The organism is Bacteroides sp. 1_1_14 (assembly GCF_000162515.1).
GTDB classification, from domain to species: domain Bacteria; phylum Bacteroidota; class Bacteroidia; order Bacteroidales; family Bacteroidaceae; genus Bacteroides; species Bacteroides thetaiotaomicron.
In genome coordinates this window covers 382297-395420 of record NZ_GG774703.1, presented here as the reverse complement: position 1 = coordinate 395420, position 13124 = coordinate 382297, and the positions used below count along the sequence as shown (strand labels likewise).

The 13124-nt window shown below is 43.5% G+C and carries 12 protein-coding genes and 1 pseudogene; 1 reads left to right on the top strand and 12 read right to left on the bottom strand.

The window, feature by feature from the left end:
* Positions 1-226, top strand: a pseudogene (locus HMPREF9007_RS25890) (IS5/IS1182 family transposase); the annotation flags it as partial.
* 78 nt (positions 227-304) lie between these two features.
* On the opposite strand, the gene HMPREF9007_RS19380 reads toward HMPREF9007_RS25890, so the two are convergent.
* The 12 genes from HMPREF9007_RS19380 to HMPREF9007_RS19420 form a co-directional block, all read right to left on the bottom strand.
* Positions 305-616, bottom strand: a complete 312-nt coding sequence (locus HMPREF9007_RS19380; RefSeq protein WP_008760432.1) for a helix-turn-helix transcriptional regulator — start codon at positions 614-616, stop codon at positions 305-307.
* Complete coding sequence (locus HMPREF9007_RS19385; protein WP_008760431.1) at positions 588-929, bottom strand: type II toxin-antitoxin system RelE/ParE family toxin; 342 nt, start codon at positions 927-929, stop codon at positions 588-590. Before HMPREF9007_RS19385 ends, HMPREF9007_RS19380 begins: the two co-directional genes overlap by 29 nt.
* Before the next feature lie 92 nt (positions 930-1021).
* On the bottom strand, positions 1022-1276 hold the full coding sequence (locus HMPREF9007_RS19390) for a hypothetical protein (RefSeq protein WP_008760430.1): 255 nt from the start codon (positions 1274-1276) through the stop codon (positions 1022-1024).
* Positions 1277-1293: 17 nt separating this feature from the next.
* A complete protein-coding gene (locus HMPREF9007_RS27500) occupies positions 1294-1428 on the bottom strand; it encodes a hypothetical protein (RefSeq protein WP_016268120.1) in 135 nt (44 codons plus the stop codon).
* Between the two features lie 140 nt (positions 1429-1568).
* Complete coding sequence (locus HMPREF9007_RS19395; RefSeq protein WP_008760429.1) at positions 1569-3644, bottom strand: family 20 glycosylhydrolase; 2076 nt, start codon at positions 3642-3644, stop codon at positions 1569-1571.
* A gap of 13 nt (positions 3645-3657) precedes the next feature.
* Entirely contained in the window at positions 3658-5373 is a 1716-nt protein-coding gene (locus HMPREF9007_RS19400) for a DUF4091 domain-containing protein (protein WP_008760428.1), read from the bottom strand.
* Positions 5374-5383: 10 nt separating this feature from the next.
* Entirely contained in the window at positions 5384-6421 is a 1038-nt protein-coding gene (locus HMPREF9007_RS19405; RefSeq protein ID WP_008760427.1) for a hypothetical protein, read from the bottom strand.
* 33 nt (positions 6422-6454) lie between these two features.
* Positions 6455-7921 (bottom strand): RagB/SusD family nutrient uptake outer membrane protein, encoded by a 1467-nt coding sequence (locus HMPREF9007_RS0124720; protein WP_008760426.1) that lies wholly within the window; start codon positions 7919-7921, stop codon positions 6455-6457.
* 23 nt (positions 7922-7944) lie between these two features.
* Positions 7945-8709 carry a hypothetical protein gene (locus HMPREF9007_RS27495; protein ID WP_277754626.1) on the bottom strand — a complete coding sequence of 255 codons (765 nt, stop codon included), beginning with the start codon at positions 8707-8709 and terminating at the stop codon, positions 7945-7947.
* Positions 8696-11194, bottom strand: a complete 2499-nt coding sequence (locus HMPREF9007_RS19410; RefSeq protein ID WP_277754625.1) for a SusC/RagA family TonB-linked outer membrane protein — start codon at positions 11192-11194, stop codon at positions 8696-8698. Before HMPREF9007_RS19410 ends, HMPREF9007_RS27495 begins: the two co-directional genes overlap by 14 nt.
* Positions 11195-11239: 45 nt before the next feature.
* The gene (locus HMPREF9007_RS19415; protein ID WP_008760425.1) at positions 11240-12235 is read right to left on the bottom strand and encodes a FecR domain-containing protein; all 996 of its coding nucleotides are present in this window, start codon (positions 12233-12235) and stop codon (positions 11240-11242) included.
* A gap of 128 nt (positions 12236-12363) precedes the next feature.
* Positions 12364-12984 carry an RNA polymerase sigma-70 factor gene (locus HMPREF9007_RS19420; RefSeq protein WP_008760424.1) on the bottom strand — a complete coding sequence of 207 codons (621 nt, stop codon included), beginning with the start codon at positions 12982-12984 and terminating at the stop codon, positions 12364-12366.
* Positions 12985-13124: the final 140 nt, after the last annotated feature.

Genomic DNA, 13124 nt, shown 5'->3' with positions numbered 1-13124 from the left:
CAACATGGCATACAAAAGGTTCCGGCATGTGGGAGAAGACAAGGTTACAATGGACTTGCCTCTTTGCTATAGCTTTAATATCAAAAAGAATGTGTACAAAAACTACTAAAAAGCAGGAAAGAGAAGGAGTGCACACACTATATTTATCTTTATCAGACCACGTGTGACTCAAAATACGACGAATATTAAGCCTTATTACCTAATTACTGAAAAAATAGTCGCATAGACAAAAAAGAGGAATGACTATTTTATATTAAGAAAAGAAGGGGATGTGCCTTAGTTTTGACACAGCCCCTTTTTTCGACTATATACCCATGATTGGTTTTACGATTTCAATCTTCAATCCTAATGCATTAATAATTCGGTAGAATGTTCCTACACTTGGATTTATAGCTCCGCTTTCAATACGTGAGATATACGATTTAGTTGCATTGATTCTCTTTGCTAATTCAGACTGAGTTACTTTTGCTTCCCGTCGTGCATCCAACAGTATTTGACCAGTATAAAAAGCGTATGCCTCTTCATCGAACTTTTCACGTTCCGGAGTCCCAGGTGCTCCGAACTCCTTATCAAGTTCTGCGCTGATATCAGTCAGCATGTTGTTTTTTGTACTCATAATATTCCTCCTTTATTTTTAATGCCTTATCTATTTCTGATGATGGGGTTTTCTGTGTTTTCTTATGGAAGCCATTAAATAAAACAACTATTTGCCCTTCATCAAAAATGAAAAAGATACGGTAAATGTTTCCGTTATATGATATACGTAGTTCATATAGACCATCACGTATAACCTTTATAAATTTGATAGGCAAACGGTCTTCTGTTCCAAGCAATGAAAGCACATATTTCACTTTTTGAATTTCCTTTTCTGTCAGAGTGGCAAGAAAATCCTTGTAGTATTGACCGTATGCTATTACTTTTCTTCTCATTGTGCAAATATAATAAAAGTTTCAATATCATACAACTTTTAAAGTCGAATTTATACTGCTAACGGGCTTAAATTCCCTCTCAGGTACTCATTTTATTCGAATTTCCCTTCCGAATAATCTGAAAACTCCCCGGCACGTTCTTTCTTCTCATACGAGACCAACGTTTCGATACTGAGCGCTTTCCCGTTCTTAGGGCTTATGACATCTATCACACTTGACAAGGACCGGAACGTCTGTTCGCAATTCGTGTCTCCATTATACGTCAACCTCCCCCGGTCAATGGCACCTAGAATAACAGAAACATACCGTTTCGGATCTCCCCGATATTCGATAACAGTAGGCGTCATTTGTTCTTCTTCCCGAATCAGTTGGACGACAATTCTTTTTTTTGGTCAATCAGCTCCAACAGTTTTTTACTATGCACACTGATTTGTGCATCTACTTCACGAAGTTCATTCTTCAATGAACAAAACAATTCATCACTCAATGAATTTTCCATAAAAACGATTTTTATTAATTATAAAAAAGCCATTCCGGAAAGCACAGCTATTGCCTGCTTCCCGAAATGGTGACTAATACCTTCAAAAACACTACGCTGTATTGTCCTCAACAGAACAATACGATATTTAAAATCTAAGGTTAGTTATCTTTTTGTTCTTTCAACCATCTTTCCACTTTTTCTACCATCGGCATTTCATACAGAAATATCCAGTCACTGTTGTTACTTAAAGCAGACAAGTGATGATGGTGGTTCTGGTCGGCAATATACCCCTCCGGACTCTCCATAAAACGAGTTTGCGAATAAGTCTTTTCAAATTCAGCACGCATACTTTTGAAGGAGTTACAAACGTCACCTATCCTTACTAATGCTTGAAGACGTTCTTCATCGTTTTTTGTACTGTCATAAACCTCTAAAACTTCCAACAATTTCACCGGATAGTGAAACAGTTCGTTCGTCTGCTTATAAATATCCAACGTGTAGCGATTGCGTAAAGCTGCCTGTTCAGCCACTTTCAAGCCTTTACAAATCTTCTCATAACGCGCCGATTCAATGCGGACGGTATCCAGTCTTCCCTGATATTTCCGCTTCCATTCTCCCGGTTTCTCCGAATCCGGCAAATCCAGCAACCGGAATGTTTCCGATACTCCCCATGCAGGATTTCGCGTGCCGGAAACGACTAATGCCTGATCAAAGAAGAAAGCAGCTTTCTCCATTTCCGTCAGAAACTCCATTTGCTGACCGGACAAGCCGAACTCCCTTCGGGCGTGCGCCTGGATAAACTCATCCACAGTCCGCCCGTCCGGATGCCAACTATATTCGCCCTGTGCTATAAGTCCGCGCATCACCGTTTCCCAATGGGCAGAGGCATCATCCCAAGCCGTGGCAAGGATGCCCTTCAACTGATTCTGAGAAACAAGTTTGCAGAAATCTTTAATATATTGTGCCCTGGAGTTGTTTCTGGGCATAAACGGGGTTTCACCGGTCGCTGCTGCGGTAGCTCCCATTACATTCAGTCCATTCTTATGATACCATTTCAGGAGCATCTGATGGGACAAGACGGTAGGGTCTTCGTAATGCCAACGCATATAGATGCAATTCTTCGGGAACATCTTGATAGCTTCGTCCAGCCGGGAGGTATTCCAGTTCTTACGAATTTCATCATCGGTGAGCGGGCGATGCAACAACCACCAAAGGTCGGCATACTTCAAAGGCATATCATCCCAGAAGATGGGAGTTCTGCCATGTTCCACAGCAAAGTCGCAAACCTTTTTGAGCCAGATCATCTGCAATTCAAAAGCTGTTTTTCCGGTCGCTTTACAACGTTCGTCTATGCCGATAGCCGTTATCTCATCTCCACCGATATGAAGATACTTGCCATCAGGCATGGCTTCCATCGCATCCCGGTAAAGATCAAACTGTAACTCATAGGTACGCGGGTCGGAAGGACAGAACTCCCAGTCACTATACGGATTTTCCCGCAGTTCCCAATGGCGTTTCAGGATAAAGCCGGCGTGTCCCAATCCTTGTACTAAGGGACTAATCTCGATATTACGTTCTTTGGCATAGCGACTGATAGCCTGCATCTCTTGTTTGCTGATGGCATTGGGGGCGCCCACTTCGGGACGGCGGGTATAGCGCAGCTTGTCTTCCACTTCCCAAATGATGGCATTTACCTTATAGCGGGCCAGTTTATCAATGGTCCGGTAGTAGTATTCCGCCCGGTCCAGATGATGCTTCGTATCAAAGTGAACGGCACGGTAAGAGATTTCGGGATAATCCGTCATTCGGAGACATGGAATAGGGATACGAAGGTCACGACTATCCTCCATCAGTTGTTCCAAGGTCTGACAACCGTAGAACAATCCTGCTTGTCCACGCGATTGGATCGTTACTCCCCGGGAGGTGATCTCCAGCGTATATCCTTCCGGAGATTCGGGTGTGTTCTGTTCCGACAGGGAAAGTGTAATACCTGCTCCTTGTTTTTCAATGCGGGGTAAAGCGTCCAGCAATGTTCCTAAAACGGGGATTTTACTTTCGCCTTTCGATACGATATATGCCAGTTCACTACCTGCTATCCCCTGCCCTTTCAATATCTCTATGTTCTGGGGTAAAGGGAGTATCTGAAAACGTGGGTCCAATCCCTTTGCCTGCGACATAGCGGAGACAAGTATAAACAGCAGTACGAAAGCTATTTTATTCTTTAATTTCTTCATTATCTATTTCTGTTTAATCATTTGCAGATAGTTCTTTCAATGTTCCTTCGGCTATTCCTACCCACTTGGCAGCTTCACGCCCCGAAGCAGAGGTGAAATTGCGGATAGCTGCGTCCAGTTGTCCGTTGTTCAGTATACGTGCCTTCTCAAAATCCTGAATGCCTTCCCGCAGCAGTTCCAGACGGATGCTGGAGATGGGAACAGCGGCGGCGGTATTTTCGCTGCGATAAATCATATTGAAATCGCCGGACGCATTACTTCCATCCTGTGCACTGGTAGGGTCAGACTGTGTCCAGTAATCGTATGCCCAGCGCAGATATCCGTCAAATCCTTTTGCCAGCGCATACCACGCCATCCACGACATTTCTGCCGGATTGGTTTGCGCTGTAACGTAGTTGTTCGGGTATTGCTGCGAGCAACTGGTGTAGAAGGTAGAAACGGCATTGTCCGACTGGCGCTCGTAGCCTAAAATGGTCGAATAATCATACAGGCTGTTCTCTATCCCGCTGTCGACATTTCCTCCCGACAGTCCTATTTTCCAGTTCGCATCGTTCTCTTTGATTAAAGCTATGATTGACTTCATACCGTCTTCTTTAATCTCATCCATATAAAGCACGGTTTTGTCAAACCAGCCTTTTTCTTGCAGATGCGTCTTGAAAGAAGTCAGGAAAGCAGACCACACTGTGTTGTATTCTTCCGTACCGATGGTGAGTTCCAATGTCCGGTCCGTGCCCGACGCATCTTTATATCCGACAGACGTCTTCCATCCGGCCAAAGAAAAACAGCTGATCTGTTTATTGATTCCCCATTCCATCATTTTCCCGACATATTTATCAAAATCGGTATAGTCGAATATCCACTCGTCGGAACTGTTTTTCGACCACTTCACCATCGTTTGTCCGCTATTGAAAGCACCGTCCTTGATATACGTGGTGATTACCTTCTGCCCGGCATCTGCCAACAGTTGATAAAACGGCTTCATCATCGCAAAATATTCGTCGGAGAAAGGAACGACATTTTCTCCGTTGTCCCGACAGAGAGTTGTCAATTGGAAAGGGAACTGCCATAAATCAAGATGGAAACTCCAATCGGCTACCGCAGGCAACTGATGATCTACGACAAGCAATTCCAGATTAAACTTCTGCTTCACTTCATTGGCTGATTTCACCTGAATGGTTCCGGTATATATGCCCGGTACGGCATCTGCCGGCGTGTTTATGGTCACCCATATCTTAACGGGATCTTGAGTGGTGAGCGTTGTGACGGGTACTTCGGAAAGAGCATCGGCAATCAAGGTAGTGGTGCGACTCTCATAATTTCCACAATCGAGTGCCTGATCGTCTCCCTTTATATAAGAAGGGAAACGAAGTCGGATATTGGAGGCAGAGATGCTGTTCGCGTCGCTCACCAGATCCGAAACTTCATAAGTGAGGTCGTCATATTTTTTATCTCCTGACCATAACACTATCTGTTTGTGTGTACGGTCGTTCTGCCAAAGGGTGTCTTTCCAAAGGGTGACGATCTTCGCTTCTTCCATCTGAGCTTCGTGTTGCTGACCTTTGGAGTATCTCACAAACTTACTTTCGAACGAACCCCGCAGGGTAGTAACGGCAGGATCTACGGGAACGACAGGTTCTTCCCAGTTGTCGGTTGGCAACCCCTCGGTACAGGCTATTACTCCATAAGCCAGTGAAAACAAAAATATACTGCTTAATAAGAATTTCTTCATAATTGTTGATTTATCTCGTTATAGTATAATCATAAAAAGGTGTACTCAAGTCTAATTCTATCCGGTACGTGCCAGCTTCGTCGATAGTAATATCCGTCCCTGTCTCCGACAGTCTGACAATACCATCGGACGCCCCATACGTTACAGTCGGATCACCGGCAGAAACCGGAATAGTGGTAAATTTCAATTTTCCGGCTGCAAGTTCTGTCGTCAAAGACCACTTGCGGGTGTCAGAATTGTAGACCATTGCTTTCACCGTTCCTGCGGCTGTCCCCGTAACAGCCCATTGTGTCTCCAGTAAAACGATCTGACGGGTAGTGAGGTCAAAATTAACTTTCCAAATGCCGGGAGAAACAATCGAGGCATTACCTCCATTAGTTGTCCAGTCTCCCCAAGGCCCGTCACACGGATAATAGCCGGTTCCCGGAGAGGATTTCTCCACCATCGCTAAAGTTCCATAAGATTGTCCGCCGCCCAATCCGGCGCTAACATCAAAATAGGCGGACTGGTCGGATTGCACCAAGCCGATGTTGTTCCAGCTCGTATTTGTCAAGTCTATATATCCTTCAAACAGATTATTATAGGTAATGGAAGCAATGGTCTGTGCCGTTTCTGTATTCAGGCCATAGTAATCTCCTTTCTCACCCGACATTACCAAATACATTACCGGAGGAGGATTATAACTCATCTCCAGTAAAAAAGTCTCAGCTTGTGTCCCCTTCGTCCATTCCAATGCAAATTGGTTATTCCTGAAAGTAATCACATCTCCCACATTTATATTGACCGTAGCCGAAGGGTCGGAAACGTCTATCTGTTTCACTATGGCAGTAGTGGAAGGCTGATTGACTGCCACCAACAATGTTTTACTCAACAAACCATCCTCCTGCAACAGAGGGGTAGCCACATAGTCCGTTCCGTTCACTTCCAAGACTAATCCCGAAATAGGCGAAACAAGGGTAGGATTCTCCGGATAAGAATCTTCACTGCAAGAAACGACTCCTATCGCCAGACACAAAGTGGTTAAAATCAAAGTTATATTTCTTTCCATATCATTCTTTCTTTTCGATTATGTTATTGACATTTAATTATATCCGGGGTTTTGAACAATACCGGTCATGATGGTCATCTGGTCGCTCGGTTTCGGTAGAAGATAATTGTGATCGTCAATCTTTGCCTCCGGATAATAAGCTTCCAAAGTCTCCTTCAGAATATGACGACGGCACAAATCGAACCAACGATTACATTCAAAAGCCAATTCCCAGTTGCGTTCGTCCAATACCGCCTTGTCAAACTGTGCCAGAGTCAGTCCCGATAGTTTAGTCAGCCCTGCCCGTTCGCGGACTTCATTGATAGCATCGTATGCCGCCTTCGAAGGGCTGCCTTCCGCCAGATTAGCGGCTTCCGCGTAGATCAGCAACACATCGGCATAGCGTAACATACAGAAAAATCCGTCCGCTTTATTAGCTGTAGCTATCCCTGAATATCCTCCGCTCTTTGGACCTGCATCCCGGTACTTTCCCACATAAGGTTGTGCCACATTGGTGTCTTCCCACGAAGCACCGTCCCTCATCCAAGTATAAAAAGTTCCGCTCAAACGGCTGCCATCTCCTACGGGAAAAGTTTCCAGAAAGCGTTTGTCACTGGTCCAATCTGCCCAGCCGTTTTCTCCGTGATCAGTAGGACGCACGGCCTGATGGATATAACTGCCTGTTGCATTGTCCGAACTGGCATAAAGCGCAAAGATAAATTCGGAGTTTATTTTACGGTTGCTCCATAACCACAATTGGGAATATACTTTTTCTAAGGTATAGACCTTTTCACTAATTACTTCATTTGCCTTATCACGTGCCAGCGCATAACAGGAAGTCTCATTCAACGGAAATCCCGCCATTGTCAAATAGACTTTTGCCAGCAACGCTTTTGCCGCCCAACGGCTGGGACGGCTCGGATCATCCTGTGAAAGAGGCAATGTCAACTCTGCATTCTTCAAATCAGAAACTATCTGCTCGTAAATCCGGGCAACACTCGCCTGAGGCTCTTTTGCCGCATTATCCTGATTTTCCTCCGTCAACAATGGCACTTCGCCAAACCAACGCACCAACTGGAAGTAATTAAAAGCACGCAAGAAATGGGCTTCCCCTCCAATCGGGGACAATTCGTCGGGAGATAATTTCGTGTTCTCACCGATAATCTTTATCAATGTATTGCACGCGCTAATACTTGTGTAATATGAGTTCCATAACTCATCCGTCACTTCGTCCGGATTTCCTACTGTGTTAATGTTAACCTGTTCGAATCCTTTCCATCTGATGACGGGGGTATTTACATCTTCGGCACCTGCACTGGCCGCATAGGGCATATCGGTACCATATAAAAGGATTAAGGGGGTATAGGCTCCTGTGATATAACTATTGAAGTCGGTCAGTGTCTGGAAGAACTTATCGACAGTTGGCTGTCCGGTAAGATTTTCTGTCAAATCGGCACAACTCGTACTTAATATTATCGCCAATAATCCGACGCAGCTCTTTTTTATAAGTGTACAATTCATAGTCTGTTATTATTAAATGATCATTAAAACGAAATATCCAATCCTACAAGGAAACTCTTTGACGAAGGATACACACCACGGTCCACGCCTGCCGCATCCGAGTCTGCTCCCATACTTGCTTCCGGATCAAATCCCGAATAATTGGTTATTGTCCATAGATTATTGGCACTGACATAGATACGGGCGGACGAACATCCTATTTTTGACAGTATCTTGTGCGGAATACGATAGCCCAATGTGATATTTTTCAAGCGCAAATAGTCTCCCTTCTCCACCCAACGGGAAGAATTAACATACTCTGCTCCCGAAAAAGCAGGAATATTTGTCGGATTTTCCGGTGTCCAATGATTTTTCATAACCGTACTGGTCGGGAATGCATCTGACGAATAAGTCTCACGCCGGATACGATTCTGATTATAAATGTCATTACCGGATACTCCTTGCCAGAAAATATTCAGGTCGAAATCAAAAATCGTAAATGTATTGTTGAATCCGAAGCTCAACTTCGGCTGGGCATTACCGATAATGCCTATATCATCCTTATCTATTTTTCCGTCACGGTTGATATCTACATATTTGGCATCTCCGGGCTTTGCTCCGTAAAGCGCAGCCGTCGAAACTTCTGATTTCTGCCAAACACCGGCAAAGGTATATCCGAGGAATGTGCCCATCGGTTGTCCCACCATCTGGACATAAGAACCCACCAATCCCGGATAATCGGCACCGGTTGTAATAAGCGTATTAGAGAGCCCGTCCAGTTCGAGAATCTTATTTTTATTGATATTCAATGTATAATTTATGTCCCATTTTAAAATGTTTGGTAGAGACAGGAATGCCACCCAACATGATATCAAATCCTTTATTGGACACGGAACCGACATTGGTAAGGATGGAACTGACACCCAATACCGAAGGCACTTTCTGCCACATCAACAGGTCTGTGGTTTTCTTGTTATAATATTCGGCTGAGAAACTCAAACGCCCTCCCCACCATCGACTGTCTATACCGATGTTCAACTCACGGGTACGTTCCCATTTCAGATTTTCATTGCCTAAATCTGATATTGCCAAAGTCGGGTTTCCGCTATCGTCCATGCCCGGATAAAACTTTAAATGAGAAGAGTAAGCGGGCACTGCCGCATTGCCTACCGTACCGTAACTCCCGCGAATTTTAAACTCCGGTACCATATCTTTCAGCCTTTTCATAAACTTCTCTTCCATAAGATTCCATCCTAATGAAAATGCTGTAAAATTGTCGTATTTGTTTCCTTCTGCCAACTGGCTGGCTCCATCATAACGAACCGATCCGGAAAACATGTATTTATTCTTATAACTATAATTCACACGACCCATAAAAGACTGCATCACTGTAGTAGAATATTCCACCCAAGGGGCCTGCAAAATAGAACCGAACTGCACTCCATTATATCCCATTCCCACCGGGATTCCTCTAGAAGAAGCAGATGTGCTCTGATAATTATCCTTCAACACTTCGTATACCCCGGTAGCCTGAACGGTATGATCACCAAAAGCCTTATCAAAAGTCAGAATACTGGTACTTTGCAAAGCAATATAGCGTGATTGGGCCTTACTTCCGTTAATATCTCTAATATCGCCATTATTGACACGCTGATTATCAAAATACCCGTTGGTATCGCTATGAGTCTTATATGAAAACAAAGAAGATAATTTGAGGAAATCCCAGAATTTATATTCTCCCATTAAAGAAGCATTAAAAGAAGCAACGGATTTATCGTCCACTATCTCCAAAGCATACCCCACCGGATTGTACAATGAAACCGGTCCTATTCCTCCACCCGGCTGTGTATATCCTCCTTCACTATCGGGATCATAGATGCGTTTCGTAGGCGACCATTGAAGTGCTGCATTGATAGCCTGTTCATAATCTCCATTGTGCGTCTCGTCATAAGAGGCAAACGTATTCAGCGACAAATTCAAACGGGATGTAGCCTGAACTTTAAAGTTTGCACGAAAAGTATATTGTTTAAAATTGGTATTCTGCACAATGCCATCTTTATTGGTATATCCTCCAGCTATGAAATAAGAAATGCTTTCTTTCGCTCCACTGATACTGATGTTATGTGATTGGGAAACCGCATTCCGAAAAATCTTATCCTGCCAGTCCGTACTGTTTCCTTCCAACGGAATCTCATCCGGTCCAAAAACAGGATTGAGCCCATTCTCTTCCTGAGCCTCATTCATCAGCAGGGCATATTCTTTTGCATTCAATGCAGGCAAGGTTTTCCGTACTTCATCAAATGAAACAAAACCGTTGTAAGAAACCTGCGGCTTTCCGGTTTTCCCATTTTTAGTTGTCACCAGAATAACACCGTTCGCACCTTTCGAACCATAGACAGAAAGGGCGGCGGCATCTTTCAATACTTCGATGGATTCTATCTGATTAGGATTCAAGCTCCCGATATTCCCATCTTGAACACCATCGATGATGATCAAAGGATCATTTCCATAAGTCAGCGAGTTGGCTCCACGGATGCGGATCGTTGCCGATCCCGAAGGAGCACCACTGGAATTCTGCACAACAACACCTGCCACACGTCCTTGCAATGCCTGCGCAGTACTGGCATTAGGAGCTGACAACAGCTCTGTTGACTTTACGGAAGAAACGGAACCGGTGATATCACTTTTCTTTTGTACACCATACCCCACAACAACTACTTCATCCAGCACTTTAGTATCTTCCTTCAGGACAATCCGAAGCAGATTCTTGCTATCGGCAGCTCGAAGTTCCACACTTTGATAACCGATATAGGAGACTGAAATCCAGGCATCTTCCGATACCTCATTTATAGTGTAGTTTCCGTCAAGGTCCGTAATTATTCCGGTTGAAGTTCCTTTCACTACCACGCTGGCCCCAATGATCGGTTCGCCCTTATCATCCACGACAGTTCCTTTGATGTTCTTCTTTGTACTGCCGTCATGAGGTTTCTGCGTCTTTTTCAAGATGACTATCATCTTGTTTTGCAACTTATAAGTCAAATCCTTATCCAAGACTTTATTCAGCACCTCATCCAATGATGCATTTTTGAAAGTTGCCGTAATTCTTTTATTCTCATTCACTTCATCTGTCTTATAGATGACAGATAAACCTGTTTGTTGCTCAACTTCTTTCAATACTGTCTTCAATGTTTCATTCTTGAATGTCTTGTTGATGACCTGGGCGTGCAAAGTCACTGTCGCCAGACAGAATGAAACTAAAAGAAGCAGCCGTAATAAGCTCTTTCGGTTGTTCATAGTTTTTCTCGATTTAATTTAATAATAGTTGTTACGAAATGGAAATTATTCTCTGATATATATATCCTTGCCTTTACGTTCGACGGTTATCGGGATAATCTCTTGCAAAGCCGTCATCACCTCTCCGATTGTTTCTCTGTTGCGCAGAGAAATACGGAATGTCTTGTCTCCTACAGCTTCCGATTCCAGCCGAATATTCACATCATATTGTCGGGATAGTTTTGCAACCAGTTCCTTCAATGTAATGTGATCAAATTCTATACGGTTCTCCGCCCACGCTTTTGATTGTGAAGCGTTTACTTGGGTACGGATGAATTTTCCTGTTTCTACGTTCAATCTCATGGACTCTCCAGGAGACATCCTTATCGGACTGCCTTTATAATTCAGTTCGACCGAGCCTTCAAGTAAAGTGGTGGAAATGAAAGGATCATCATCATAGGCAGATACGTCGAACTTCGTTCCTTTCACAACGACGTCATATCCATGTGTCTGCACGATGAAAGTAGCTCCCGCTTTCTTGGTGACTTCAAAATACCCCTCACCGTTCAGTTCGACTCTGCGATTGGCGGTATTAAACTTGTTCGAATACTTCAGTGTAGAACCTGCATTAAGCCAAACGACTGTACCGTCAGACAGAACGACTTTACTCTTCTCGCCATAAGGAGTTTCGCATACAAAGTACGTTTCCGGTTGCAATGAGGAAGAGAGTTGCCGGACACCGAGGGTTCCTCCTACAGTCAGAAGTACGATGGCTGCAACAGCAGCCACTTTCCGCCAGACGGAAAATCTCGTTTTCGAAATACCCAGCATCGGGATAATGGCTTCCTGCGTGCGAATTTTGCGTTGTAATGTCTCCCACTCCTTCGTGGTATTGGAATCGGTAATGCCCGAGGCAATCCACTCCTTTTCCCACTGTCTGAATGCCGTGCGATTTGCTTCACTTTGTCCGACATACTCAAACAAAAGTTTTTCGTCTTTTCGCCGGATTCTTCCTTCGAAATACTGAACGGCCAACTCACGAATGTTTTTCTTTTCTTCCATAATTTCACTTTCTATAAGATGTAACAACTATTATTTCTTTTACCCAACCACCCATACAAAGAAAAAAGCAGGAATTTTTCAGTCCCTGCTCTTCCAATCTAATTATCAATGGTTTATATTTTATTCTTTTATTTATTATTCATAATCACCCAGGCAACAATCATAATATAAATGTCTACCGGATACTTGTCTTTGAAGTGTTTGGAGAAGCTTTTCAATGCTTTCGCAATGTGCTTCTCGACTGCCGTAGTCGATATCTGAAGTTTATCTGCAATTTCACGATTCTTCAGTCCTTTGAAACGGCTCATCAGAAAGATTTCCCGCGAACGCTCGGGCAGCTGCCCGATGACAAGGTTGATTTGTTCCTGCAATTCGTCATATAGTAGTTTGTGCTCTGCATCTAGCGTGAAGTCGGCATAATAGAGCCTTTCTTCACCATCAATGGATGCAAGATATTCTATCTGATGTTTCTCGACAATGGAAAGATGCTTCAAGTAATTCAGGCATCCATTGCGTACCATTGCAAAAAGTAAGGAGGTGACCGATACAGCCGACAACAACTCCCGCTTCTCCCAAAAACGCAGAAAACACTCCTGAATAATATCACGAGCCGTCTCTTCATCTTCCACGAAACGAATAGCATAGCCGCGCAAACGGGGATAATAAGCCTTAAAAAGATATTCAAACGCCTGATTATTACCTTTTCTAATCTCGTCTAATAAGAACTTTTCATCTGAAAAATCAACCATAGTGTCGTATTTTGAAACAAAGGTATAAAGTTACAGATGACAATGATATTAATATTTTCTCAGATTTCCGATTTTTCAGCAAAGTTTCTGCATATAAAACTTTAAAAGCGATATTTTAACCGTTATTGGTAAAATATCGC